The organism is Polynucleobacter sp. es-EL-1, assembly GCF_018687975.1.
GTDB lineage: Bacteria > Pseudomonadota > Gammaproteobacteria > Burkholderiales > Burkholderiaceae > Polynucleobacter.
This window is the reverse complement of record NZ_CP061310.1, coordinates 255,186-280,173: the sequence shown is the minus strand read 5'-3', so window position 1 is coordinate 280,173 and position 24,988 is coordinate 255,186. Positions and strand designations below refer to the sequence as shown.

At 46.2% G+C, this 24,988-nt stretch carries 35 protein-coding genes; 18 read left to right on the top strand and 17 right to left on the bottom strand.

Going from position 1 to position 24,988, the window contains the following annotated elements:
* Positions 1-24: 24 nt before the first annotated feature.
* A complete protein-coding gene (locus tag FD974_RS01530; RefSeq protein ID WP_215365159.1) occupies positions 25-255 on the top strand; it encodes a hypothetical protein in 231 nt (76 codons plus the stop codon).
* Between the two features lie 55 nt (positions 256-310).
* Here FD974_RS01530 and FD974_RS01525 read toward each other — a convergent pair whose 3' ends face one another.
* The 8 genes from FD974_RS01525 to FD974_RS01490 form a co-directional block, all read right to left on the bottom strand.
* Positions 311-850: an HPP family protein gene (locus tag FD974_RS01525; protein ID WP_215365157.1), complete on the bottom strand. Its 540-nt coding sequence runs from the start codon at positions 848-850 to the stop codon at positions 311-313.
* A gap of 98 nt (positions 851-948) precedes the next feature.
* Positions 949-1,257 carry a high-potential iron-sulfur protein gene (locus FD974_RS01520; RefSeq protein WP_215365156.1) on the bottom strand — a complete coding sequence of 103 codons (309 nt, stop codon included), beginning with the start codon at positions 1,255-1,257 and terminating at the stop codon, positions 949-951.
* Positions 1,258-1,426: 169 nt separating this feature from the next.
* A complete protein-coding gene (locus FD974_RS01515) occupies positions 1,427-1,657 on the bottom strand; it encodes a hypothetical protein (RefSeq protein ID WP_215365154.1) in 231 nt (76 codons plus the stop codon).
* Between the two features lie 16 nt (positions 1,658-1,673).
* Positions 1,674-2,432 carry a GTP cyclohydrolase I gene (gene folE, locus FD974_RS01510; protein ID WP_215366535.1) on the bottom strand — a complete coding sequence of 253 codons (759 nt, stop codon included), beginning with the start codon at positions 2,430-2,432 and terminating at the stop codon, positions 1,674-1,676.
* Positions 2,433-2,560: 128 nt separating this feature from the next.
* The gene (locus tag FD974_RS01505; RefSeq protein WP_215365153.1) at positions 2,561-2,932 is read right to left on the bottom strand and encodes an MAPEG family protein; all 372 of its coding nucleotides are present in this window, start codon (positions 2,930-2,932) and stop codon (positions 2,561-2,563) included.
* Entirely contained in the window at positions 2,929-3,564 is a 636-nt protein-coding gene (gene plsY, locus FD974_RS01500) for a glycerol-3-phosphate 1-O-acyltransferase PlsY (RefSeq protein ID WP_215365150.1), read from the bottom strand. Before plsY ends, FD974_RS01505 begins: the two co-directional genes overlap by 4 nt.
* Before the next feature lie 79 nt (positions 3,565-3,643).
* Entirely contained in the window at positions 3,644-4,582 is a 939-nt protein-coding gene (xerD, locus tag FD974_RS01495; RefSeq protein ID WP_215365149.1) for a site-specific tyrosine recombinase XerD, read from the bottom strand.
* A complete protein-coding gene (locus FD974_RS01490; protein ID WP_215365147.1) occupies positions 4,575-5,060 on the bottom strand; it encodes a YajQ family cyclic di-GMP-binding protein in 486 nt (161 codons plus the stop codon). The genes xerD and FD974_RS01490 overlap by 8 nt, the downstream gene beginning before the upstream one ends.
* A gap of 116 nt (positions 5,061-5,176) precedes the next feature.
* Between FD974_RS01490 and murB the strand changes: the two genes are divergently transcribed.
* Complete coding sequence (murB, locus tag FD974_RS01485) at positions 5,177-6,217, top strand: UDP-N-acetylmuramate dehydrogenase (protein ID WP_215365145.1); 1,041 nt, start codon at positions 5,177-5,179, stop codon at positions 6,215-6,217.
* A gap of 5 nt (positions 6,218-6,222) precedes the next feature.
* On the opposite strand, the gene xseA is transcribed toward murB, so the two are convergent.
* Positions 6,223-7,428, bottom strand: coding sequence for an exodeoxyribonuclease VII large subunit (gene xseA / locus FD974_RS01480; RefSeq protein ID WP_215365143.1), 1,206 nt, complete (start codon positions 7,426-7,428; stop codon positions 6,223-6,225).
* Between the two features lie 314 nt (positions 7,429-7,742).
* On the opposite strand from xseA, the gene FD974_RS01475 reads away from it, so the two are divergent.
* The 6 genes from FD974_RS01475 to adk all read left to right on the top strand — a co-directional run bounded on the left by FD974_RS01475 (position 7,743) and on the right by adk (position 11,693).
* Positions 7,743-8,393, top strand: a complete 651-nt coding sequence (locus FD974_RS01475) for a MotA/TolQ/ExbB proton channel family protein (protein WP_215365141.1) — start codon at positions 7,743-7,745, stop codon at positions 8,391-8,393.
* Positions 8,390-8,839: a biopolymer transporter ExbD gene (locus FD974_RS01470; RefSeq protein WP_215365139.1), complete on the top strand. Its 450-nt coding sequence runs from the start codon at positions 8,390-8,392 to the stop codon at positions 8,837-8,839. Before FD974_RS01475 ends, FD974_RS01470 begins: the two co-directional genes overlap by 4 nt.
* Positions 8,840-8,856: 17 nt before the next feature.
* On the top strand, positions 8,857-9,957 hold the full coding sequence (gene lpxK / locus FD974_RS01465) for a tetraacyldisaccharide 4'-kinase (protein ID WP_215365137.1): 1,101 nt from the start codon (positions 8,857-8,859) through the stop codon (positions 9,955-9,957).
* Between the two features lie 17 nt (positions 9,958-9,974).
* Positions 9,975-10,154, top strand: a complete 180-nt coding sequence (locus tag FD974_RS01460) for a Trm112 family protein (protein ID WP_215365136.1) — start codon at positions 9,975-9,977, stop codon at positions 10,152-10,154.
* Positions 10,141-10,923 carry a 3-deoxy-manno-octulosonate cytidylyltransferase gene (gene kdsB, locus FD974_RS01455; RefSeq protein WP_251374629.1) on the top strand — a complete coding sequence of 261 codons (783 nt, stop codon included), beginning with the start codon at positions 10,141-10,143 and terminating at the stop codon, positions 10,921-10,923. The genes FD974_RS01460 and kdsB overlap by 14 nt, the downstream gene beginning before the upstream one ends.
* A gap of 104 nt (positions 10,924-11,027) precedes the next feature.
* Entirely contained in the window at positions 11,028-11,693 is a 666-nt protein-coding gene (gene adk, locus FD974_RS01450) for an adenylate kinase (RefSeq protein WP_215365134.1), read from the top strand.
* 86 nt (positions 11,694-11,779) lie between these two features.
* Here the strand turns inward: adk and nrdR are convergent, their stop codons facing one another.
* On the bottom strand, positions 11,780-12,226 hold the full coding sequence (gene nrdR / locus FD974_RS01445; RefSeq protein WP_215365132.1) for a transcriptional regulator NrdR: 447 nt from the start codon (positions 12,224-12,226) through the stop codon (positions 11,780-11,782).
* A gap of 11 nt (positions 12,227-12,237) precedes the next feature.
* Entirely contained in the window at positions 12,238-13,482 is a 1,245-nt protein-coding gene (gene glyA, locus FD974_RS01440) for a serine hydroxymethyltransferase (RefSeq protein WP_215365129.1), read from the bottom strand.
* Between the two features lie 66 nt (positions 13,483-13,548).
* Here glyA and tolQ point away from each other — a divergent pair, with 66 nt between their 5' ends.
* From tolQ to queC, 7 genes are all read left to right on the top strand, one after another.
* Entirely contained in the window at positions 13,549-14,205 is a 657-nt protein-coding gene (gene tolQ, locus FD974_RS01435; RefSeq protein WP_215365127.1) for a protein TolQ, read from the top strand.
* 2 nt (positions 14,206-14,207) lie between these two features.
* Complete coding sequence (gene tolR, locus FD974_RS01430; protein ID WP_215365125.1) at positions 14,208-14,627, top strand: protein TolR; 420 nt, start codon at positions 14,208-14,210, stop codon at positions 14,625-14,627.
* A 19-nt stretch (positions 14,628-14,646) separates the two neighbouring features.
* Positions 14,647-15,453, top strand: a complete 807-nt coding sequence (locus FD974_RS01425; protein WP_215365123.1) for an energy transducer TonB — start codon at positions 14,647-14,649, stop codon at positions 15,451-15,453.
* Positions 15,454-15,456: 3 nt separating this feature from the next.
* Complete coding sequence (gene tolB, locus FD974_RS01420; protein ID WP_215365121.1) at positions 15,457-16,764, top strand: Tol-Pal system beta propeller repeat protein TolB; 1,308 nt, start codon at positions 15,457-15,459, stop codon at positions 16,762-16,764.
* Between the two features lie 133 nt (positions 16,765-16,897).
* Positions 16,898-17,398 (top strand): peptidoglycan-associated lipoprotein Pal, encoded by a 501-nt coding sequence (gene pal / locus FD974_RS01415; protein ID WP_215365119.1) that lies wholly within the window; start codon positions 16,898-16,900, stop codon positions 17,396-17,398.
* Positions 17,399-17,406: 8 nt separating this feature from the next.
* A complete protein-coding gene (ybgF, locus tag FD974_RS01410) occupies positions 17,407-18,138 on the top strand; it encodes a tol-pal system protein YbgF (protein ID WP_215365118.1) in 732 nt (243 codons plus the stop codon).
* A gap of 17 nt (positions 18,139-18,155) precedes the next feature.
* Positions 18,156-18,896: a 7-cyano-7-deazaguanine synthase QueC gene (queC, locus tag FD974_RS01405; protein WP_215365116.1), complete on the top strand. Its 741-nt coding sequence runs from the start codon at positions 18,156-18,158 to the stop codon at positions 18,894-18,896.
* Positions 18,897-18,902: 6 nt separating this feature from the next.
* Here the strand turns inward: queC and FD974_RS01400 are convergent, their stop codons facing one another.
* The 6 genes from FD974_RS01400 to FD974_RS01375 are packed head-to-tail and all read right to left on the bottom strand — an operon-like array spanning position 18,903 to position 22,529.
* Positions 18,903-19,520: a riboflavin synthase gene (locus FD974_RS01400; RefSeq protein WP_215365114.1), complete on the bottom strand. Its 618-nt coding sequence runs from the start codon at positions 19,518-19,520 to the stop codon at positions 18,903-18,905.
* Positions 19,521-19,568: 48 nt separating this feature from the next.
* Positions 19,569-20,699 carry a bifunctional diaminohydroxyphosphoribosylaminopyrimidine deaminase/5-amino-6-(5-phosphoribosylamino)uracil reductase RibD gene (gene ribD / locus FD974_RS01395; protein WP_215365112.1) on the bottom strand — a complete coding sequence of 377 codons (1,131 nt, stop codon included), beginning with the start codon at positions 20,697-20,699 and terminating at the stop codon, positions 19,569-19,571.
* 58 nt (positions 20,700-20,757) lie between these two features.
* Entirely contained in the window at positions 20,758-21,324 is a 567-nt protein-coding gene (locus FD974_RS01390) for a GspH/FimT family pseudopilin (RefSeq protein ID WP_251374628.1), read from the bottom strand.
* Positions 21,317-21,646 (bottom strand): hypothetical protein, encoded by a 330-nt coding sequence (locus FD974_RS01385; RefSeq protein WP_215365111.1) that lies wholly within the window; start codon positions 21,644-21,646, stop codon positions 21,317-21,319. Before FD974_RS01385 ends, FD974_RS01390 begins: the two co-directional genes overlap by 8 nt.
* Positions 21,643-22,284, bottom strand: a complete 642-nt coding sequence (locus tag FD974_RS01380) for a hypothetical protein (RefSeq protein ID WP_215365109.1) — start codon at positions 22,282-22,284, stop codon at positions 21,643-21,645. The genes FD974_RS01385 and FD974_RS01380 overlap by 4 nt, the downstream gene beginning before the upstream one ends.
* Positions 22,281-22,529 carry a hypothetical protein gene (locus FD974_RS01375; protein ID WP_215365107.1) on the bottom strand — a complete coding sequence of 83 codons (249 nt, stop codon included), beginning with the start codon at positions 22,527-22,529 and terminating at the stop codon, positions 22,281-22,283. The genes FD974_RS01380 and FD974_RS01375 overlap by 4 nt, the downstream gene beginning before the upstream one ends.
* Before the next feature lie 132 nt (positions 22,530-22,661).
* Here FD974_RS01375 and ribBA point away from each other — a divergent pair, with 132 nt between their 5' ends.
* Genes ribBA through nusB form a run of 3 tightly spaced genes read left to right on the top strand, consistent with a single transcriptional unit; the run spans position 22,662 to position 24,857 of the window.
* A complete protein-coding gene (gene ribBA, locus FD974_RS01370) occupies positions 22,662-23,801 on the top strand; it encodes a bifunctional 3,4-dihydroxy-2-butanone-4-phosphate synthase/GTP cyclohydrolase II (RefSeq protein WP_215365105.1) in 1,140 nt (379 codons plus the stop codon).
* An 18-nt stretch (positions 23,802-23,819) separates the two neighbouring features.
* Complete coding sequence (gene ribH, locus FD974_RS01365) at positions 23,820-24,335, top strand: 6,7-dimethyl-8-ribityllumazine synthase (protein WP_215365104.1); 516 nt, start codon at positions 23,820-23,822, stop codon at positions 24,333-24,335.
* 15 nt (positions 24,336-24,350) lie between these two features.
* Complete coding sequence (gene nusB, locus FD974_RS01360) at positions 24,351-24,857, top strand: transcription antitermination factor NusB (RefSeq protein WP_215365102.1); 507 nt, start codon at positions 24,351-24,353, stop codon at positions 24,855-24,857.
* The last annotated feature ends 131 nt before the right edge of the window (positions 24,858-24,988 follow it).

The following is a 24,988-nucleotide window of genomic DNA, read 5'->3' as shown; positions in this document are numbered from 1 at the left end:
GCAAAATCCTACAAATTTATTAAAATGTTGGAAGCGCAAGATAGCGCACACTTTGATTGGGGTGAATCACCCTTATTTTTTGTCAATAACAGCTATTTGGAGTCCACAATGTCTACAGGCAATATTCCCAAAATCAATCTCCGCAACTCGCTCACTGAATGCGGGCAATCCATTCGTAAAGAAAACGCAGGTAAATATCAAAATTACGCCATCATGGACTGCAAGGCCTCGATTGCAGCAGGCAAAATCAAATAAGGTTGTGAGGGGGATCAATCCCCCTCAGGCTTATACCCATATCTCTTTTTAGGCACTAAGAGGGTCGATTAGGGTACTTTTTACCCGTTAAATTGCTATAAATCGCCCCAACCATTACCAGCAAAATAGAGTCCACCATTACTGGGAAAAACGCATAGCGGTAATGCAACATCCCACCCAATACCGCGATGAGCGCTACTGCGGCAGCAGGTGGATGCAAGCAACGCAAGATAAACATCCCCAAAATAGATAGGCTGGCTGCTAAGGGCAAAGCAATCAATGGCTCACCCACCAAATGCACAACAGAAATCCCCACCAAAGCAGATAGCGTATTACCGGCGATCACTGCCCAAGGTTGAGCCATTGGACTTTGGGGAAGAGCAAATACTAGTAAGGCACTAGCACCTAAAGAGGCCATGAGCCATTCATCTAAGCCACTGAGATCTCGTAAATACTTAGCAACTAAAAGAACAAGGCCCAAGCCAATCAATGCCCCAAACACTGAACGAATACGCTCTACCCAAGATACTGGCGGCTGATCACCCCCCAAATAGAAGGAATAGCGTTTGAGGTAATACCGCAGGGTATGTTTCATGAGGTAATGCAATGTTTCAAGATGAATATGGGCTTATATTAAAGCGAGTGACAAAAAAGGCTGCCGGAGCAGCCTTTTTAAGATTGAAGCTAAGTAACTTAAGCTTTTTTAGCGTAAGCAGAGCACCAGCCTGGGCCAGCAACTTGCTTAGCACCAAACAAAGAGCAACCACCAGCAGCTGAACCAGGTTTACCTTGGTACAAAGCGCAGTTATCGCACTTTTGACCAGCGGCATATTTTGGATATTTGGCTTTATCTACTTTAGAAGCATCAGCCTTGTAACCCAAAGCAGCAGCTTGTGGATCAGTTTCAGAAACCATTGCTTGCGCTTGAACTTTACCGTTCAACGCTAGGGTGCAAGCACCAGCAGCAGACAAAATCATAAATTGGCGACGACCGTTTTTCATATGAACTCCAGATGGTAGGGGTAGAACAAAATTGATATCTGAGTGGATCATAGAACAGATCACATTACTCGAGTATTGATCTTTTAAGTAACTGATTTATATAGATATTTACTTGAGAATTGTTCTCAAAGAATAAATCAATCTTTAAGGTTGTGGTTTTTGACTAGGATTAGCGCCAACCCTTGAGCTTCATGCAATTGATACGTTGGCGCACATGAACTCCTGAGCCAGTTTCAGGATAGGCCTGAGCACACTCAATCGCATCCCGCTCAAAAGTAGCTTTGTTATTTTTAGCAGGGTCAATATTGTTGTCTGGGTAGGTAGAGCATGCTGTAAAAACGCCCAACATTAAAGCGCTATTGACGAGAAACATCATCCGCCCTCTGAGTGTGATACGCAAGATCGCCACCCAGGTTCTAGCGCTTATCTAATAGCGATAAAAACTCTCTACGTAAATTAGAGTCTTTTAAGAAAGCGCCACGCATAACGCTATTGACCATTTTTGAATCCCGATCTTTGACTCCCCGCCACTGCATACAAAAGTGATCCGCATCCATCACAATGGCCACACCAATTGGCTTAATTTTTTTCTCCAGCATGTCAGCCAACTCAACTACCGCCTCTTCCTGAATTTGGGGGCGACACATGACCCACTCCGTTAAGCGCGAATACTTTGATAGGCCAATTAATGCCGATTCTTTGCTAGGAAGGACACCAATCCAAATACGACCCATGATGGGGCATAAATGATGTGAGCAAGCACTACGAACGGTAATCGGCCCAATGATCATGAGTTCATTAAGGCGACTGACATTCGGAAATTTAGTGAGGGTGGGTTGCTCAACATAGCGGCCGTTAAATACTTCTTTCACAAACATCTTGGCAACGCGTTGGCTGGTATTTTTAGTGTTGTGATCACTCTGCGTATCGATTACTAAACTTTCCAACACGGCTTGCATTTTTTCTGCCACCTCATCTACCAAGCCCTCTAATTCACCAGGCTCAATAAAAGCAGAAATATTGTCATTGGCATGAAAGCGTGCCTTCTGAGCCTCAATGCGTCGACGAATGACTACTGACAAAGGGGTGCCCGCGTCATCTTTGTTCACGCTCGTCTTTTTAACTGCTGGTTTATTGCTTACTGCCTTAGCGAGCTCCTGTGCGCCTTTTGTCATTGCAGTCTTCTTTACTGCAGTTTTTTTGGTTAGTGTCTTTTGAGTTGCCATGAATCATTGTCTCGTTTTTTAATAAATCGTTTTATTGCTATTGTTAATAAATATAGAAGCTTCTGAAAATGCTTAATCTAGATTTGAAAAAAGATAGTTACTACGCACGCTAAGCCGGCCAACCAAACAATTGATCTCGTCGTTGGCCAATCAGCTACATAGCAAACCAAGTAGGCGATTCTCATCAAAACAAATCCCATTGCCAAAAGATCAACTCTTTCTTGTGGGGCATTTGCTATGGATGCAATGATCACAGCAGCAAAGAAAAAGGGTAGCGATTCAAATAGATTGGCTTGCGCGGCATTGGCACGCGCCCGAAAGCCCGTCTGCCCGGCTAACCATTGGCGTGGCATCCCGTTGTCATAACCCTTAAAACCTTTTTTAGCGATGCCAGTGGCAATGTAGGGAAATAGTCCCATAAAAAGCACACACCAATAAGCAATGGTCATGATTGCCCTTTTTTCTTAGAGCCAATACGACTCTCTGTACCGTTCATCAAATTACGAATATTGCTGCGATGACGCCAGATCAATAAACAGCAGACCACCAGCAGGGCAATTCCCATGGGCTGAAAACCAAACAAAAATACAAAATAGATTGGTCCAAATATAGCAGCGGCTAATGCAGCCAAAGAAGAGTAGCGCATAAATGTCGCCACAATAATCCATGTACTTAAGGTGGCCAATCCTAATATCCAATTAATTCCAAACAAAATGCCACAAGCTGTTGCTACACCTTTACCACCCTTAAACTCATGAAATACCGGAAAAAGATGGCCTAAGAAAACTGCTAGCACTACACCGCACAATAACCAAGAATTGAGTGTGGATGTTAAGGATTCATCGCCAAGCAAAACACGAGCCAGCATAACTGCGAAATACCCTTTAAGCGCATCACCAATCAAAGTCAAGACCGCTGCTAGCTTGTTACCCGTCCTCAGAACATTGGTTGCACCTGGATTGCCTGAACCATAAGAATGGGGGTCAGGTAAGCGCATGCACTTACTCACCACCACTGCAAAGGAAATCGAGCCAATCAAGTAGGCAAACGGGATTAGCAACAGATCTAAAGTGAAATTCATACTGATATCTTAAACACATATAGGCGAGAATATTTTTTGCGTGCCCAAAGGCGCTTTAGACCCACTGGAATGAATCTATTCAGGCGCCCCTAGGATGGTGTTGCTGATGAATCGACTTGAGCCTCTCCCTAGCCACATGGGTATAGATTTGGGTAGTAGAAATGTCGGCATGACCCAAAAGTAATTGAACCACTCTCAAATCAGCGCCGTGATTGAGTAAATGAGTAGCAAAAGCATGGCGTAGTGTGTGTGGAGATAAGGCAACAGGGATATTGGCAAGTGTGGCGTAACGCTTAATCAGTGCCCAAAATGCCTGTCGTGTCAATCCAGTGCCTGTATGGCGCCCCACAAACAATGCCTCTGAAGTCTTGCCTTCAAGCAAGGGGGTTCTAGCATCAGCCAAATAGCGACGTAACCACTGCCCCGCCTCCCCACCAAAGGGCACCAAGCGCTCTTTACCACCTTTGCCGTTCACAACCCTGATAACACCCTCATTCAAACCTAAGGCAACTGTCTTCAAAGAAACGATTTCGGAGACACGTAAACCACTGGCGTACATTAATTCAAGCATCGTGCGATCACGCAAGCCAAGCGCAGTGTCAACGTCTGGTGCATTGAGGAGAGCTGCTACTTGGTCCTCGCTTAAGGTCTTCGGAAAACGCAATGCTTGCTTAGCCGCACGTAAACCAATACAAGGGTCACTGTTGACTAAATTCATGCGCAAGGCATGGCGATAAAAACGCTTAAATACAGTGAGCCTACGATTGGCTGTAGTGGCTTTATCAGCACGACGATACGCAATGTAAGCAGTGAGATCTTTTTCAGTGACGCCGTAAAGATCTGTGCCAGAGTCCTTATATAGCCATTGCGCTAACAGCAACAAATCTCGCCGATAAGCAGACAAGCTGTTTTGGGCTAACCCATCTTCCAACCAACAGGCATCACAAAAACGTTCGATCGCCTCTTGGCTTGTTGATGGGATAGAAGTGCTAGCTCTAGAGCTAGCAAGCTTAGTCACGGAAGTTATTAAAGCCTAATGGTGCCTCCGTTACCTCTTTCTTGAGCAATGCCATAGTGTCCTGAAGATCATCACGCTTAGCACCTGTGACGCGTACTGCATCCCCCTGAATACTGGCTTGTACTTTCAGCTTGCTGTCTTTAATGATGCGCACAACTTTTTTAGATAAATCAGAGGTAATCCCTTTTTGAATCTTCATGGTTTGCTTGCGCTTATCGCCGCCGATAGTCTCAGTTTTATCGTCTTTGAGATATCGAACATCGACGTTGCGCTTAGCCATTTTGCTAATCAGAACATCACGCACTTGACCTAATTTGAAATCATCATCCCCAAATAAAATGAGAGACTCGTCCTTTTGCTCAACACGACTATCTGAACCCTTGAAATCAAATCGATTCGTGATTTCTTTATTCGATTGCTCGATAGCGTTCTTCAACTCAATCATGTCGGGTTCACACACTACGTCAAATGAGGGCATCTCAAACTCCTTAAATAATCTCAATGATGAAATTGGTAATTGCCTACTGGCGATATTACTTCTCGACTTTTTCAATAAATTTCCGCGAGAAAGTCGAACACGAATAAGATTGTGGCATGAACTCCGCAAAAAATGCGCCCAACCCTGCAAAATTGACCCCTAATATGGGGCTCAAGCATCGCAATACCTTTGGCCTGGACGCCGTTGCAGAGCTTGCTTATGAAATTACTTCAGCAGAGCAGTTACCAGACCTACTTAAGGGCCTGGCAGATCAAAATCAAGCATGGCGTCCTCTTGGTGGTGGTAGCAATGTCATCCTGCCAAATCAATTGCCTGGTGCAACGCTGCTCATCAATATCCCAGGTCAAGAAATTGCTCAATCTGATGAACAAAATACTTGGGTATCCGTTGGCGCCGGTGTGAATTGGCATGAGTTTGTCGCTTGGACGCTAGAACAAAATCTACCAGGATTGGAAAATCTAGCATTAATACCGGGAACTGTTGGAGCAGCACCCATTCAAAACATTGGTGCCTATGGCGTTGAAATCGGCCAGTATATTGATCACATCGAAGCGTTTGATGCTGTAAGCCATGACTTTGTCACCCTCTCGCAAGCAGCATGTCAGTTTGCTTATCGCGATAGCTACTTCAAGCGCCATCCCAAAAGATACATAGTGACAAAGGTTGTTTTCAAAATCCCGAAGCCCTGGAAACCCCGATTGCAATACGCTGACCTAGCAAATCAATTTAATGATCCTGATCAGCCGCCAAGTGCGAAAGATATTTTTACTGCTGTATGCCAGATACGCTCTCAGAAATTACCAGACCCCAAGGTGATTGGTAATGCGGGAAGTTTTTTTCAAAACCCCATTGTTTCCAATGAGCAATACGAGACATTGTTCAAACAATTTCCACGCCTAGTCTCTTACCCTGATGCCCCTGGGATGCGCAAGCTTGCAGCTGGCTGGTTGATCGATCAATGTGGGTTCAAAGGACAGCGCATGGGCTCTGTTGGTGTTTATGAAAAGCAAGCGCTTGTACTCGTCAATCATGGCGGCGCCAACTCTGAAGACATTCTCAATCTTGCAAAAATAATTCAAGAGAAAGTTCAGAAAAATTTTCAAGTTCAACTCGATATCGAACCTAATATTTTCTAGCTCTACTACCGTATTTTTGCAAATTGCACTTCCACTTCACCCGCCGCCAAGCGGACTTCAAATCCATCTTGGGTATTGAGCTCCTTGGGATTACGTATTGCATGCATAGCATTCTCAGCTTTACTCAAGATCACTGCATAACCACGTTCTAGCGTTCTCTGAGGATTGAGCATTTCTAATTGTGATTGATAGTGGGATTGATCTCGTTTCCAGTTATCTAAGCTTACCAACCAAGCTTGATTAAGACGTTGCTGCCACCCAGTGATCTGTTCACGCATACGATCAGGGTTAGGCAAGGCATGATGAAGACGCAAAGCCAATTGATCTAAAGTTTGTGCTTCACGCTCTACCCGTTGACTGACTCTTTGCATTAATGCTTGCATGATGGCATCTAGCTCTTGCAGCATTTGATCACGTCTTGGTGCTGCTAGCTCAGCAGCTCCTGTTGGTGTCGGCGCCCTTAAGTCGGCTACAAAGTCAGCAATCGTGACATCGGTTTCGTGCCCAACACCACTCACAATCGGAATAGGTGAAGCTGCAATCGCATATGCCAATTTCTCATCATTAAACGCCCAGAGATCTTCAATACTGCCACCACCGCGGACCAACAAAATCACGTCAACTGCATTTTCTTGTTCAGCATTTTTGAGTGCGGCAATGATTCCAGCAGGCGCATCTGGGCCTTGCACCAAGGTTGGGTAAATCACAATCGATATATGTGGCGCCCTTCTGGCTAAAGTGCTTAAGACATCCTTTAGGGCAGCTGCCTGTAGAGAAGTAATAATGCCAATCGCTCTTGGGTGACTAGGAATTGGCCGTTTGTTCTCAGCATCAAACAAACCTCCTTTAGCGAGCTTGGCTTTGAGCTTAAGGAAGGCTTCATACAGGCCGCCCATTCCAGCGCGACGCATACTTTGCACAGTGAGCTGAATGTCTCCACGGGGAACATAGAAGCCCACATTGGCGGCCACCTCAACCAAATCACCTGATTGGGGCATAAAGCCCACTTGACCATTGCGACCACGAAACATCACACAGCGGATCTGCCCCTCTTCATCTTTCAAAGAAAAGTACCAGTGCCCGCTGTCATATGCCTTGAAATTCGAAATCTCCCCGCTAACCCATACAGCATCAAAGCGCTCTTCTAAAGAGCCTGCAATGGCGCGGTTGAGATCGCCAACACTAAGGATTTCTCTTGATATTTCCGACATTTTTTCTCTTTTTCTACGCAGTAATGAGGCTTGGCGAGCAATACATATCCACAGAAACCTGTTTCACCTGGGGATAATAGTTAAAAGTAAGTAATTACTGACCCAAAACGTCTCATAAATCCAACATTTACATTATAAGTTATTGATTTATATAAATAATTTTTGCCTCAATTTTGAGAGTTGCAACCCCCTACAAGCCTTCAACGACGATCAATCAAGGACTTACAGACTATTTTCTCCAAAGTTTTGCACAGAGTTATCCACAGGATCGCTTTGTTAAAACCCATTTTTAATTCAGCTAAAGTACTGAGCATATGTACACAATCTTACTGTCTGCAGGCTGGCCCATTTGGCCTCTTCTTATTATCTCGATTATCGGGCTAGCAATCATCCTAGAGCGGGCATGGTATTTACGCCAAATTCATATCTTTCCCAAGGGCAGCCTGGAATCCCTATTTGGATTGGCCAATGCTATTTCTGAGCAAAAAAAGGTTTCTGAGAGTGAAATTACCGCAGTTAGCCAACTCTCCCCTGTGGGATCACTCTTTGCCTGCGTATTGCGCGAGAAAGTCAACGCTAGTTCATCAGACTCCGCTTTGGAGGAGCTTCAAGCCCTTGCTCAAAACACTTGGCTCAAGTTAGATCGTTATTTGGGTGCTCTGGCGACAATCGCAACGGTTGCCCCCTTATTAGGACTCTTTGGCACTGTGGTCGGCATGATTGAAATTTTTGGCAGTCAAGGGGCCGTTCAGGGTGTTGCGGGTAGCCCCCAGCAGCTCGCTCACGGTATTTCAGTGGCCTTGTACAACACGGCATTTGGCTTATTAATTGCCATCCCCGCATTAGCCGCTTGGCGTGGTTTACGCGCAATGGCCAATCAACGTCAACAAGAATGTGAAGAGTTCACCCGCCAGATATTTAAAAAACTCTACCCAAATTCATCTCAAGGTGCGGGCAGCCAATGAGCTGGCTTAGCAATTCACCCCCCTATCGCGGAAGATTTTCTCTTGGTGTGAAATCCTCCCCAGTAGAGCCTGAGATCAATCTCATTCCTTTTATTGATGTACTGTTGGTCGTATTGATTTTCTTGATGATCTCAACGACTTTTACGCGTTTTCAGGAGCTCGCTATCACGCTACCTACTGCTAGTGGAGCAGCGAATCAAGTAGAGATAAAACAAATTCATATTGCAGTGAGTCGCGATGGGCGTTTTGCCATCAATGGCAAAGTAACGGATCGCAAGCAACTGAGCAATCAATTGAACTCCATTCACACCAATAAAGAGAATGATATCCAAGTGAGCATTGATGCTGATGCAAGAGCACCACACCAAGCGGTGATGAGCGCCTTAGAAGCGGCTCGTGATGCTAATTTATCGAATATTGTTTTTAGCAGTCAGAGTAAGAAATAACTACCCTGTCATTTGGCATGTCCTCTAAAAAACAATCCTCACAATTCTTAAAATTTAATACTGCTCCCCAGTTTTGGGAAAGGCGTGGGCTTACTAGCCTAGTACTTTGGCCCCTGTCATGGCTTTATGGTCTGATCAACCGCGCGCTTGATTTACTCAATGAAATAGGAGTCAGGAGTCGCAAACCCCAAGCAGTACCGATCATTATTGTGGGCAATATTCGCGTTGGCGGAACCGGTAAAACACCCATTGTGATTGCCTTAGCAGAGCGTTTGGCTCGCCTGGGTTGGAAGCCTGGAATTATCAGTAGAGGTTATGGCGCCTCTACTTCCACAACTCCAATCGAAGTACACAGCGACTCGAATCCCCTCAAGGTTGGAGATGAGCCTGTTCTGATTGCCAAGCGCACGCAAGATCAATTTCCAATTTGGGTTCACCCCCAACGCATGAAAAGCATTCGCTCTCTTTTAAAGAAATCCCCCGACGTCAACGTCATCATCAGTGATGATGGCCTTCAACATCGAGCCTTAGCTCGTTGGCCTGCTAGAGAGGGAGGTCGCGATATTGAATTGGTAGTGCGAGATCAACGTGGAGAAGGTAATAGGTTCTTGTTACCCGCAGGCCCTTTACGTGAAACTGCCTCACGCGATCGCGATGCGACCCTAATGACTGGAACAGAAACGCCGTCTACTCATGCGGATCAGTATTTTTTAGGTAGACGCGCATTTCACTTGCAAAGCGCACTAGGGACACCCTACCAACTCATAAACCCCAGCAACACGCAGCCCCTAGACGCGCTTGCTGCAAGCTATTCAGCTGAAAAAGTGACTGCCATAGCAGCCATTGGCAATCCACAGCGCTTTTTTAATGATTTACAGAAACATGGTGTCAGAGGCGAATTCATTGGCTTACCGGATCACAGCGCCTTTACCAAAGAGTTTTTAGAGTCTATCGATGCTCAATGCATTCTCATTACTGAAAAGGATGCCGTAAAATGTTCTTCAGTAAATGATGCGCGCATTTGGGTAGTGCCAATGACTTTAGAACTTCCAAATGCTTTAGCGGATTGGCTAGAGTCAATCCTACAAAGACCCGACCCTAATCAATATACTTTATAAAATTATTCAAAGCCAATATGGACAAGCGATTACTCGAGATTTTGGTTTGCCCTTTATGCAAAAGTCCTTTGCATCTAGATAACGAAAAGCATGAGCTAATTTGTAAAGCAGATCGTTTAGCTTATCCCATCCGCAATGATATTCCTGTCATGTTGGTAGATGAGGCGCGCAGCTTAAGCGCTGATGAATGTCAATAATTTATCCCCATCTATGAGCGCCAAGCCTCCAGAGTTTTTAGTTGTTATTCCAGCAAGACTAGGTTCAACTCGCCTGCCTCGTAAACCACTCGCTGATATTGGCGGTAAACCGATGGTGATTCGAGTGGCCGAGCGTGCCCAAGAATCATTGGCACAAAGCGTTGTGGTTGCCACTGACTCACAAGAGATTCAAGCAGTATGTGATGAATATCGTATTGAATGTCTCTTAACTAGCTCAGATCACCCAACGGGAACTGATCGCATTGCAGAAGTAGCGCAATTACTGAAATTACCTGCCAATACTTTGGTGGTGAACGTTCAAGGTGATGAACCCCTCATTCCCCCTGAACTCATTAATCAGGTTGCACAAACTTTAGCTAACAATACTGCTTGTGCCATCTCTACCGTAGCCGTTCCAATCATCGACCCCTCTGAAATCAATAACCCCAACGTGGTGAAAGTGGTTTTGAATAGAGCCGGTGAAGCTTTGTATTTTTCAAGGGCTGCCATTCCGTTTGTACGTGATCCAGACGCAGCCCAGCAAGTGATGCACTTACGTCATCTTGGCATTTATGCCTATAGGGCTGATTTTCTGCAGGCCTACAGCCGTCTTGAGCCAGCTCCGCCGGAGCAAGCTGAGGCCTTAGAGCAACTGCGCGCCCTGTGGAATGGCTTCCGAATTGCTGTTCATACTGCTTTAGAAGCCCCACCGGCTGGGGTTGACACACCTGAAGACCTAGAGCGGGTCCGCCGCATCTTGGGCAACTAGACCAAAATCTGGTTATCTCAGGGTTCTCGGGGATAATCCTAGGAATTAGTTACAAAGGATCCCGAAAAAATACGGGACAATGAGGGTCTTCTAAGGGGAAAACAATGCGGTTGATTCTGCTCGGTGCACCAGGTGCTGGAAAAGGCACACAAGCTCAGTTTATTTGCGAAAAATTTGCAATTCCACAAATCTCTACTGGAGATATGTTGCGCGCTGCCGTCAAAGCGGGCACTGAATTGGGTGTTGCCGCCAAAAAAATTATGGATGCGGGTGGCCTCGTTTCTGATGACATCATCATCGGCCTAGTCAAAGATCGTCTAACCCAGCCTGATTGCAGCAAAGGGTATTTGTTTGATGGCTTTCCTAGAACCATTCCACAGGCACAAGCAATGAAAGATGCTGGTGTACCGATCGACTACGTTCTCGAAATTGATGTGCCATTTGATGCCATTATTGATCGCATGAGTGGGCGCCGTGTACATCCTGCCTCAGGTCGCACTTATCACATCAAATTTAATCCGCCCAAGGTGGCAGGCAAAGATGATGTCACTGGTGAAGATTTAATTCAGCGCGATGACGATAAAGAAGAAACTGTCCGTAAACGCTTACAGGTTTATAACGATCAGACGCGTCCTTTGGTGGAGTACTACTCTAGCTGGGCCATGCAGGGCAATCCCGCTGACAAAGTAAAGGCGCCTGCCTATCGCAAAGTCAGTGGCACAGGAAGCGTTGAAGACATTACCGCCTCAATCTTTGCAGAGCTCAAGTAATTCATTTTCTGCAATACAAAAAGGACTGCATTGCAGTCCTTTTTTATTTCCTTAATCCATCTCATTCCTTGAGCATTTGAGCTCGCTTATTTCAATTCCTTGAGCGCACTCTCAAACGACTCAATATCAGCAAAGCTTCTATAGACAGAAGCAAAGCGAATATAAGCCACTTTATCTAAACGCTTAAGCTCACGCATCACCAGCTCACCAACACGTTCACTTGGGATTTCTTTTTCGCCAAGACTAAGCAGCTTCTCCTCAATCCGCGCAATCGCCTCATCGACAGAGTCTGATGAGACGGGGCGCTTACGCAAAGCCAGCTTGATTGAACTTGCCAGCTTGTCATGACTGTAGTCAACGCGACTACCATTCTTTTTTACTATTGCCGGAAGGACTAGCTCGACACGTTCATAGGTAGTAAAGCGCTTATCGCACTTAGCACAGCGGCGGCGGCGGCGAATCGTATCGCCCTCATCAGATACCCGGGTATCGAGTACCTGGGTATCGTCGTTATGACAAAAGGGACAGCGCAATGAATACTCTCTTAGCCGTAAACCGGGAAACGCTTGGTCAACTCAGCCACTTGCGCACGAACCTTAGCGATATTGTCAGCATCATTTGGATTATCTAAAACATCCGCAATGAAATTACCAACCTGACGTGCTTCAGCCTCTTTAAAGCCGCGGGTTGTCATCGCCGGAGATCCCAAACGAATACCACTCGTCACCATTGGTTTTTCTGGGTCATTCGGAATGCCATTCTTGTTACAAGTAATGTGCGCTTCACCTAGAACACGCTCAGCCTCTTTGCCTGTCATTTTCTTAGCACGCAAATCTACCAACATTACGTGTGAATCTGTACCACCGGAAACAATGCGCAAGCCTCTAGAGATAAGTGTCTCAGCCAATGCCCTGGCATTCGCCACTACTTGCTTTTGATAATCAACAAAGCCAGGCTCTTGTGCCTCTTTGAATGCAGCAGCCTTACCAGCAATCACATGCATCAAAGGGCCGCCTTGCAAGCCAGGGAATACCGCAGAGTTAATGGCTTTCTCATGCTCGGCTTTCATCAAGATGATGCCGCCACGTGGACCACGTAAGCTCTTATGGGTAGTGGAAGTAACAATGTCAGCATGTGGAACTGGGTTTGGATATACGCCAGCAGCAATCAAACCAGCATAGTGAGCCATGTCCACCATAAAAATCGCGCCCACCTCTTTAGCCAATTTACCGATGCGCTCAAAATCAATTTTTCTGGAATAAGCGGATGCACCAGCAATAATCAATTTTGGCTTGTGCTCACGAGCTAAACGCTCCATCTGCTCATAATCAATCTCTTCGTTTTTGTCTAAACCATAAGCAATCGGGTTAAACCACTTACCACTCATATTCAAAGCCATGCCATGAGTTAAGTGACCGCCTTCAGCCAAGCTCATTCCCATAAAAGTATCCCCAGGCTTTAAGAAAGCCAAGAACACTGCTTGGTTGGCAGATGCGCCGCAATGGGGCTGCACATTAGCTGCCTCAGCACCAAAAAGGGCTTTAACGCGATCAATTGCCAATTGCTCAGCCACATCGACAAACTCACAACCGCCGTAATAGCGCTTACCCGGATAGCCTTCAGCGTACTTATTGGTCAACTGAGAGCCCTGGGCCTGCATCACTGCTGGCGATGTGTAATTCTCAGAAGCAATCAGCTCAATATGGTCTTCTTGACGCTTATTTTCATTCTGAATCGCTGCCCACAAGTCTGGGTCGGTTTTAGCTAAGGTGTTTTGGCGGTCAAACATGGTAATAATCCTGATGAAGTTGGATTGCTTAAGTAAAATCTCAACCTACATCATACAAAATCCACCATGACCACCACACAAGACCTCTCATTCCTCTCGCTAGTCCTCAATGCCAGCCTATTAGTCCAGTTAGTAATGTTGTTATTACTGGCGATGTCGGTTGCCTCTTGGACCATCATTTTCAAGAAAACCGCCATTTTGCGAGGCGTTAGGCGCGATACAGAGCGTTTTGAGCGTGATTTTTGGTCAGGCGGTGACCTCGGCACTCTCTTGGAGGCCGCTCAGCGCAATACCCGTAGTGATGCGGTTTTGGAGCATATTTTTGAAGCTGGCATGCAAGAATTCCTAAAAGTGCGTGAAATCGATGCTGCCCGCAGAGCCATGAAAGCAACCTATCAACGGGAAATGGACATGTTGGAGGCAAATTTACCCTTCTTAGCATCAGTGGGGTCGGTCTCCCCCTACATTGGCCTCTTTGGCACCGTTTGGGGAATCATGCATGCCTTCCGGGGTTTGGCTAATGTTCAAAATGCGACCTTGGCTGCGGTAGCCCCAGGTATTGCTGAAGCTCTAGTCGCCACTGCAATCGGCCTGTTTGCTGCGATCCCAGCAGTAGTAGCCTATAACCGCGCCGCAACCGATGTTGACCGCTTAGCTATTCGTTTTGAAACCTTTATTGAAGAGTTCACCAATATCTTGCAACGTCAGACTGCGGGTAAATAAGCATGGCAGGCTCACTCAGACGATCCTCTAAGCGTCGGGCAATGTCCGACATTAATGTGGTGCCCTACATCGATGTGATGCTGGTATTGCTTGTCATTTTTATGGTCACTGCGCCCATGGTCAATCCTGGTGTTGTCAATCTTCCGACCGTTGGTGGCGCAAAGGTGCAATCCTTACCACCCGTGTTTTTAACGATTGATGCCAATGAGAATGTCATCGTTCGTAAAGATGGAGATCCCGTGCAGACCCTCAATAAATTTGAGCTAGGTGCATTTGCCAGATCTCAAGCAGAGAAGTCAGCAGATCAACCCGTTGTGCTTGCTGCTGATAAATCCATTAAATATGAAGTCGTGATGGATGTCATGTCGAAATTAAAAGAAAACGGCGTCAAGCGTGTTGGTCTTGCCGTAAAGAGTCAATAAGTCTCTTTGTCTTTTATTCATGAATAGCGCGCAAATTTTTCATTCTGATTTTTCTAGGGCTCGTCCAACAAAAAGCGAGAGTACCAAGCGCGCCTTTAGTCTCTCTCTGGCTGCACACCTAGGCTTACTTGCTTTTTTAGTCATTGGTATTAGTTGGAATAACTCAACCCCTTCTGGTGTTGAGGTGGAACTCTGGGATGCTAGCCAGCAAGTTCAAACCCCAGTAGTGCCGGAAGTGAAGACTGAGATGAAAGAAGAAGCGGCAGACATTGCTGTTAAGAAAAAACCTGTTGAAAAAGAGCCTCCCAAAAAAGAAGTAAAAGAAACTCCAAAGCCAGTCCCGCCTCCCAAACCAACTCCGCCTAAGGAGAAGGAAAAAGACAAACCTAAAAAAGTGGAAGCACCCAAAGCAGTTAGCCCTGCAGAAGCTAAGGCCAATGCCGCTGCTGAGAAAGTACGTGCTGATCAATTGGCCCGCTTGCGCGCTGCTGCTGGAGCTGAAGGTGGTAGCGGTGGCACGAGTGGTAGCGGCGTGGGAGGCGGTGGCAATGCGCCCCCAGGATGGACTGACAAAGTCATTAAAAAAGTGAAGCCGCTGATTGTATTTAACGCAGAATCGATTAGCGGCAATCCAGCCACTGTCATTAAAGTCAACTTAGCTCCAGATGGCGCTATTTTGAGCACCAGCATTTTGACTTCGAGTGGAAATGCGGGCTGGGACCGTGCTGTTCTATTGGCATTGACGCGCGCAGAAAGCCTGCCAAAAGACGACAATGGCAAAATCCCTCAAAGAGAAGTTAAGCTGACCTTTAAACCCAAGGACTAAAGCATGTTGCAAGTAATAAAAAAATATTTCTCCTATGTCATAGCAGTATTGGTAATAGCGCTATCCATGATTGGGTTAAGTTCTCCGGCGCTGGCGCAAATGAATATTGAAATTACTGGTGTTGGGCAATCGCTCTACCCAATTGCCGTCATGCGCTTTAAGGATGAAAGCAAGCTGCCAGTGAGCGTTACTGAAATTGTTCGCCAAGATTTAGCTCGCAGCGGTTACTTTAAAAATACCGAGAATGGCAATGCCACAGAAAGTGATGAGGGCACGCCGAACTATCAATCTTGGGCTGCACGTGGTGCCGATGCTTTGGTTGTTGGTACCGTTGTCCAAACCGGCCCAAATCAATTTCAAATTCGTTACAAATTATTTGATGTGCGCAAATCCGAAAGCTTGGGCGGTTTAGATATCAACACTAGCACCGATAACTTACGCGCTGCCGGACATAAGATTGCCGATGACATCATCTTTAAGTTGCTGGGTGAGCGTGGCATATTTTCTACTCGCCTGTCCTACGTTATCAAAGAGGGTAAACGTTATCGCCTAGTGATCTCGGATGCTGATGGGCAAAATATTCGTAATGCTATGAATAGTGGCGAGCCGATTATTTCTCCATCATGGTCTCCAGATGGCAAAAAAGTAGCCTACGTCTCTTTTGAAGATCGCAAACCCGTGATCTATGTTCACGAGTTAGCCACTGGAAGGCGCGTTTCCCTGTCCAATCAAAAGGGAAACAACAGTGCGCCAGCATGGTCTCCTGACGGTAAGAAATTAGCGGTATCCCTCTCAAAAGATGGCAACACCCAGATCTACGGCATTAATGCCGACGGCAGCGGCTTACATCGCCTCACGCGCGGCCGCACGATCGATACTGAGCCGCAATATTCTGCAGATGGTCGCTATATCTACTTCACCAGCGATCGCGGCGGGAATCCCCAAATCTATCGTATGAGCGCGGAAGGCGAACAAGTTGAAGGTGCAAAACGCATTACCTTTAAACAAGGCTTTGTGACCTCTCCACGAATTTCTCCAGATGGCAAATATCTTGCTTACATTGCCAATATTGGAGGCGCTTTCCGTCTTTACATCCTCAATCTAGCAACAGGGGATGCCCAAGCGCTGACCGATGGTACTAGCGACGAGTCGCCTTCCTTTGCAGCGAATGGTCGCTATGTCCTGTATTCCACAAAGGTAAAAGGCAAACGCGTCTTGGCTGCGGTGTCAGTTGATGGCAATTCCAAGCAGGTACTCAGCATTCCAGGATCTGATGTACGTCAGCCATCTTGGGGTCCATTTATGGACTAAGTAATCGTCAAAATTCAGACTTTCAGTACAAATTGTTTTCAGTCCAATAGCCAATATGGCGCTCTTAGGAGCATAATATCGGCTATTAGCCACTTAGATTGATGACTTCATTTGTAGGAAAAAGGGAAAGAACATGACGATTTCTATTGCACGCCGTGCCACGACATTTGCACTAGTAGGTGTAACTGCTCTATTTTTAGCGGCTTGCTCAGGCGTTAAATTAGATGATGTTGACAGTGCGAATGGAGGAGGCAGTGGTAATTTTGGCTCACAGCCTTGGAATGATCCAAGCAGCCCACTCTTTCAGCGTAGCGTCTATTTTGATTTCAATGAATACACCGTTCAGACTAAATATCAAAAACAATTGTCTGCACACGCAAGTTTCTTGAAATCTAACCCAAAGCAAAAGATCATCATTCAAGGCAATACCGATGATCGCGGTACCGCTGAATACAACTTAGCATTGGGTCAACGCCGTTCAGATGCCGTACGTAAATCACTCAATTTGATGGGTGTCTCTGATGATCAAATGGAAGCAGTCAGCTTTGGCAAAGAAAAGCCTAAGGCTGAAGGTGATACAGAAGCAGCTTGGGCAGAAAATCGCCGCGCTGACATTGTTTACATTACCAACTAATGCACGCTATGCGAAAGCAACCTTGCAGCATCAAACAAACGCTCTCACGAGCGTTTTGTTTAAGTGCCTCCATCATTTTTCTCGGAACATCCACTAGCGCTTGGGCACTCTTTGCTGATGACGATGCTCGTAAGGCCATTTTAGATTTACGCAAGAGCCTAGCAACAACCCAGCTTGAACTACAGAGCCAAATCGAAAAACTCAAAGCAGATAATGCGGAGCTGCGCGGGAAAATTGAAAACCTTGAAAAACAAGGTGAAGAGATCAATGCTAGCCAAAAGACCTACTATGAAGACTTGGATAACCGTCTAGGTAATTTTGAACCTCGCACTATTACTATTGAGGGTGTAACGGGCACGGTTCAGCCTGGCGAGAAAAAAGCCTACGATGACGCTTTGAAGTCTTTTCAGGCAGGCAATCTGAAAAAGGCTGAAGGGGAGTTCTCCGCTTTTGCTAATCGCTATCCGAAGAGCCCCTATTTGCCTTTAGCGCTTTTCTGGAACGGTAATAGCAAATACGCGAATAAAGATTACACCGGTGCGATTGCTCAACTACAAAACCTCATTAAGCGTTTTCCGAATCATCCACGTATTCCAGTGGCGATGCTCACTCTAGGTAACGCGCAATTAGAGAGCGGTAATAAAGCGGCAGCTAAAAAAACCTTTACTGAAATCATTAGTAAATATCCAGATACAGAAGCAGCTAAAGACGCACAGCAACTTAACGCTGCCATTAAATAAAAAGTAGTTCATCACCCATGTCTTCTTTATCTGCAGCGTTTGCAAAACTTGCCCCGCGCACACCCAATGCGCCGGCAGTGATTTTGTTTTCTGGTGGACTAGACTCCAGCACGATTCTGGCTCTTGCCAAGGACTTGGGTTACGCGCCCTACGTGCTCTCCGTAAGCTATGGGCAACGCCACTCCTCAGAGCTGGCTGCTGCCAAGCATATTGCCAAGAGAATGGGGGTGGTTCAACATGAAATTGTTAACCTAGACTTAACTCGCTTTGGTGGGTCTGCCTTGACTGACTCAGCCATTGATGTGCCAACCATCCCGAGTAAAGACCAAGAAATTCCGGTCACCTATGTGCCAGCACGCAATACGATTTTGCTTTCGCTTGCATTGGGTTGGGCTGAGTCATTAGGCGGATTAGACATTTTTTATGGTGCCAATGCGGTCGATTACTCTGGCTACCCAGACTGTCGCCCAGAGTACGTTGCCTCATTTGAGACTATGGCCAATCTCGCTACCAAGGCCGGCGTAGAAGCCATTAATCATGACAATCGCTTTAGAGTGCATGCGCCCATCATTCACATGAGCAAAGCGCAAATTATCCAATTGGGTAGCACCTTAGGTGTCGATTACTCACAAACCGTCTCCTGCTATCAAGCAAACGATTTAGGAGAAGCTTGTGGAGAATGTGAGTCTTGTCGATTGCGTCAAGCAGGCTTCAAGCAGGCCGGTCAGATTGACCCTACGCGCTACCAGAAAAAATAATTCGATTTATCGAGCTTGGGTTTCAAGCATCCGCGCCACATAGCGCGCAATTAAGTCAACCTCTAGATTTACCGCATCACCCTGCTTGAGTTTGCCAAGTGTAGTGTTCTCCAGAGTATGGGGAATGATGTTGATATCCACGATGCAACTCTCTGGAGTATCTTGAGTCTGATTGACTGTCAGTGATACACCGTTGACTACGATTGAACCTTTGTAAGCTAAGTAGGGCGCCAAGTCTTTTGGGGCTGCAATCTGCAACAACCAAGAGCCATCAGCATCATTGCTAACAGCAGCAAATTTCACAACCTTACCCATCCCATCCACATGACCGCTCACCAGATGGCCGCCCAGGCGATCATTTAAGCGCAATGCTTTTTCCAAATTTACGGGGCCAACTTTATCTAAGCCAACAGTCTTATTTAAAGACTCGCGCGAGATATCCAAAGCAAAAGTAGTGTCAGTTAAGTCTGTAGCTGTCATGCAAGCACCTTGTATAGCAATGCTATCCCCCAAGGCCACATCATCTAGATAATTAGATGGCACCTCTATCAGTAAATGCAAGCCATCGCCCTTCGCTTGTACGCTCTTAATGTGACCAACTGCAGTAATGATTCCAGTAAACATAATGAGATGCCGGTATAAATTGAAATTAAATGATTAGAAAGGGGTTGCTCAAGCCTTCATGGCTTCTTTTTTACTCAAACGCAAACGTAAATCAGGTCCAAATAGACTGTGATCAAACAGATGCCAATCTTGACGAAGGTCTAGTGCGGTCAATGGAGAGATGTTGGCCATGCCTATTCCTTCACCAATTAAGAAGGGAGCGTAATAGAGCAATAGCTCGTCAACACAATGCTCTCTCAATAAAGAGCCATTGAGCTTAAAGCCAGCCTCGACATGGATTTCATTCATGTGACGCTCTTTTGCTAAATACGAAAAGAGTTTTGGCAAATCTACTTTGCCATGAGCATTGGCCATCGCAATCACTTCAACCCCTCGCCCTTCCAATGCTTTTGCTTTTTCTCGCGCCTGCACAGATTCCAATGATGCACAAACTAGAATGGCACCCGACCGATCCAAATGACTCAATATCTTGGCGTTGAGCGGTGTCTCTAATTGAGAGTCGACAATAATCCTCCAAGGCTGGCGTTCAGTGTGCACCTCTCTCACATTCAAGGTGGGATCATCCTCTTTAACCGTGCCCACCCCCGTCAGAATAGCGCAGGCTTGTGCCCGCCAATGATGTCCATCAGCACGTGCCAATGGACCGGTAATCCATTGGCTTTGGCCATTTGGTAAAGCTGTCTTGCCGTCTAAGCTGGCAGCAATCTTCATCCGCACCCACGGCAAACCTCGAGTCATCCGAGAAATAAATCCCTGATTAAGCGCTATGGCTTCCATCTCCAACAAACCACAGCGCACTTCAATTCCTGCGGACTTCAGTCGTTCTAAACCTTGGCCACCTACCAAAGGATTGGGGTCGACCATAGACACAATTACTACAGCTGGATTTGCTGAAATTAGTGCATCCACACAAGGGGGTGTTTTACCCATGTGACTGCAGGGCTCTAAAGTGACATAGATCGTCGACCCAGCAGGATCTATTCCCCGAGCTTTCACATCAGCCAAAGCCTGAATTTCTGCATGAGGACCGCCCACTTTTTGGGTGAAACCACGCCCAATGACCTGACCCTCTTTCACAATGACACAGCCAACCCGCGGATTAGGATTGGATAAATAAAGCGCATTTTGAGCTTGGGCCAAGGCCTCGCTCATAAACTGGTGGTCAACTGCCGTATACATGGGTCTATTAAAACCGATTGTGGGCTCAAGCAGCAAATTTACCTATAAATGGCCGGGACTATGAACAAGACTTTGTATCTTTCCTGGGATCGCAAATACGCCAACGCCCTCCACTGCCTAAAATCAACTGCCGCTCTAATTGCGGATGACGCTCATGACCCAGTATCAAACGATTTGCCACAAAGCCTCCATGAGCAGTTTTGGCGGCCCCAGCAGCATTAAAGGCAATGCCCCTTTTTCCCAACTGGGGGTCAATAAATTGCCTACCCCCACCCTTAAAATAAACTGGCGCAATATCACCTTGTGACAGCCAAGGGCGATCTGCGCAATCCGCAAGAGGCTTGCCTTTTGGACATTGGATGGAGACAAGCCAACCCTCATCCCAAAGACTTCCTTGCAAAGGAGCAATGTGAACGGTGGCCCCTAAAGCCAAGGCTTGCCCACGAGCAAATTGCGCGTGGGCAATAAACCGCCTTGCAACAGAATCAAGCTGTCTTACTGCTACTTGCTCATGCAGCATTGGCATCGCACCAGCGGCCAAGATGGCAGTGATAAGCACAACTGCCATCAGCTCCAATACACTTGCGCCAAATTCTCGATGAGATAAAGACGATGTATTACTCAAACTGCTGTCGCCAATTTAATCTATTTACTGCACCCGTTTTTTCATCATGACGCACCAAAATTTCTAGTCGTGGACTTTGTTTGGTAGAAATGAGCCATAGATTTTTTCCTGCTGATTGCAAGTGACAAGGAGAATTGGCATGATTGGCTATGTTTATGAAATCACGCTCACATTGATCTAAGTTTTTTTCAGCAGCGATAAATTGTTTGCCTGCAGCTACCACGGTATTACTACTGATGATCTCAAGCGTAGTCATACGCTCTAAGTTGGCTATCAGGGAAGAAATTAAAACTAATAGCGATAAAACCCAAGCAATAATCACAGTAGATTTCGTGTGGCAAAGGTACGCTCAAAAGCTCGATAAATCAGGGCTCCATCGGTCATCTCCAAGGTTATTTTCAATGCTCGACTGACTTGATTTTGTCCGCCCTTCTCAGGAAATTCCTCAATTGCAAGATGATGAATGCCATTCATCAGCGTAGTGTTTTGCAAGCGACCTTGGCGATCAAGCGATTGGCAAATTAGCGAGCCGCCATTAGCACGAATACCTTTGGGAGATGATGCTTGTCGATTTACTGAAAATCCTTGAAATGCCAAACCTTTTTTAGTGCGATCTGCTGTCAGAGCATTGCCAATGCAATCAATATCCAAACCTTTTGATAACTGATACTTCACCATCAATGAATCGGATCCTCTATACCCAACACCTTTTTGAATCTGCATAAACTCATCACTCGAAGAGTGTTGTTTATTGCCCTGCAAAAAAGAATTTGGATGCATATACCCAGCCATGCGAATAGAGCGACCCATGAGCTCTAATGCACGATCTGCATCCTGAGAAAGTGCTTGGGTTTTTTCATAGGCGATTTGTTTAGAAATCAACTCGCCACTATTCTGAATGAGTGGGGCTATTAGGGCGAAGGATAGTCCGATTCCGACGAGACATTCGAGCAGACTCATTGATCCCTTTTTTGGGATTGTTCAATTTCATGTTGATCTAACTCTTGATGAATATGCACTCGCTTTTGTTGTTCTTGCCCCATCCGCAATATCAAGACTTGATAGGTATTGACTGACCCAATCCAGACAGTCAAAACCAAACTCATCGCAAGCAAGACTTCAAGCAAAATAAATCCGCCCGCTTGCCCCTCAGTTTGGGTCTTGGACTGAGCAGATTGGGCATTTTTGAGAAGTTGTTGGGGCATACCGCATTTTCAAAGGATGTCCTTTTGGAAAATAGGCACTCCATTGACTGCTTTTGTCAGAAATAGCGGATCTTGACCCCAAGCTTAGGGGATTAGCCCTAAAACCCCCTCCTGCGCTTAAAATAGAGGGCTATGCAAAATACCCTCGCCCCTACGGAAGAAATCGTTGCCGAGCTCAAAGCTGGCAAGATGGTAATTCTGGTCGATGAAGAAGATCGTGAGAACGAAGGTGATTTGGTGCTGGCCGCCGATCACGTGAATGCAGAAGCAATCAATTTCATGGCAAAACATGGTCGTGGCCTCATTTGCCTGACATTGACACGCGAACGCTGCCAGCAGCTCAATCTTCCTTTGATGGTTCGTGACAACGGAACCTCTATGGGGACGAACTTCACTGTTTCCATTGAAGCAGCTAGCGGCGTCACCACTGGTATCTCGGCAGCAGATCGTGCGCATACGATTCAAGCAGCAGTTGCCAAATATGCCAAACCTAATGATCTCGTTCAGCCTGGTCACATTTTTCCATTGATGGCACAACCAGGTGGTGTGTTAATTCGCTCAGGTCATACTGAAGCAGGATGTGATTTAGCGGCCATGGCTGGTTGCTCACCTACTGCCGTGATTTGCGAAATCATGAAAGACGATGGCAGCATGGCACGTCTTCCTGACTTGTTAGAGTTCGCCAAAGAGCATCAATTAAAGATTGGTAGCATTGCCGACCTCATCAAATACCGTAGCCAACATGAAAGCATCGTAGTGCGTGAAGGTGAACGTGAGTTCAATACCCCTTGGGGAAAGTTCCAAGGCATCATTTATCGCGATACCCCAAGCTCCTGCATTCACCTGGCTTTAATTCATGGAAAACCGACTGAAACTTCAGAGACACTAGTGCGAGTGCATGAGCCAGTCACTGTTTTGGATTTCTTAGATGCCCAAGTTAGCACCCACTCTTGGCCACTTGCGCAGGCATTACAAACGCTTGCTAATTCATCCTCAGCAGGGGTTGCCGTACTCTTAAACGCCGCAGGTATTGCAGCGCCAAACGATAGCGATTGGTTAGCTCAGTTCCATAAGCTCAATGGCTCTCAGTCCACAGAAACCGCCAAACCACTTGCTCGTAAGACGGATTTCCGCAGTTACGGCATTGGTGCGCAAATTCTCAAAGATATTGGCGTTGGCAAAATGCGTTTACTGGCAAACCCAAGCCCAGTTCCTAGCCTTTCAGGATATAAACTTGAAGTCACTGGCTACACCCCCTTTGAACCTCAATAATTGGTACTGGCAGATCATATGAACACATCACACACCGAACCAGCTGTTGGCGTACTAGCAGCCGATCTCAATGGTCAAGACTTACGTATTGGGATTGTGCAAGCTCGCTTTAATGAAGAGCATTGTGTTGCACTCACTACTGCTTGCATTGAAGAGTTAATCAAACTTGGCGTGTCCCAATCTGATATCAAACTTGTCACCGTACCAGGTGCATTGGAGATTCCATTTGCTCTTCAAAAGCTTTCAGAAACTGGTGAGTTTGATGGCTTGGTTGCTCTAGGCGCCATCATCCGTGGTGAGACTTATCACTTTGAACTCGTTTCGAATGAATCTGGAGCTGGAATCACCCGTGTTTGCCTTGAGTCTGGGCTACCAATTGCTAATGGCGTGCTCACCTGTGAGACGGATGAGCAGGCACAAGTACGCGTTCAAGTTAAAGGTGCCGATTGCGCTAAAGCTGTTGTTGAAATGGCTAACTTAGCATTAGCTCTCACACCAGACATTGATTTTGAAATCAATCCCCCGCAAGCGTAATTCTGCAGAATAAACATGACTAAAAATATCGCTCCGCCATCTGCAACTGCAAATAACCCTAGCAATGCCGCCCCCAAACGCTCGCTGACGCCACGTCGTCGTGCCCGCGAATACGCTCTTCAAGGCGTGTATCAAAGCCTGGTGATGCGTCGTGCAGGCAGCCTGCCCAATGCAGCTGCTATTTCTAAACAGCTGGGTGAAGATCCTGGCTTTCGACGCTGCCAGCTTGAACTCTTTCAAGGCATTTTTGCTGGCGTTCTAGACCATACCGATGCATTAGAGGGGTTGATTACTCCAGCACTTGACCGTCCCATCAATGAGCTCTCCCCAGTCGAACATGCGGCCCTATTAATTGGCACCTATGAGCTAGCAATGGATTTAGCAGTACCGTACAAAGTAGCTATTAATGAAGCAGTTGAGCTTGCCAAGACTTTTGGCGGTACTGATGGGCACAAATATGTCAACGGTGTCTTAGACCTCTTGGCCCAGAAGTTAAGAAGCACAGAAATTCAGGCAAGTTAATACCCTGTAAATCAAAGTCTTATAAGTTCAAACCCCTGCCCTTCAAAGCCAGGGGTTTTTTATTTCTCCTTCGAGAATATCCTCCGCAACCCCAATGGGTATTGGGGGATAAAATCGAGCAAATAGTACGT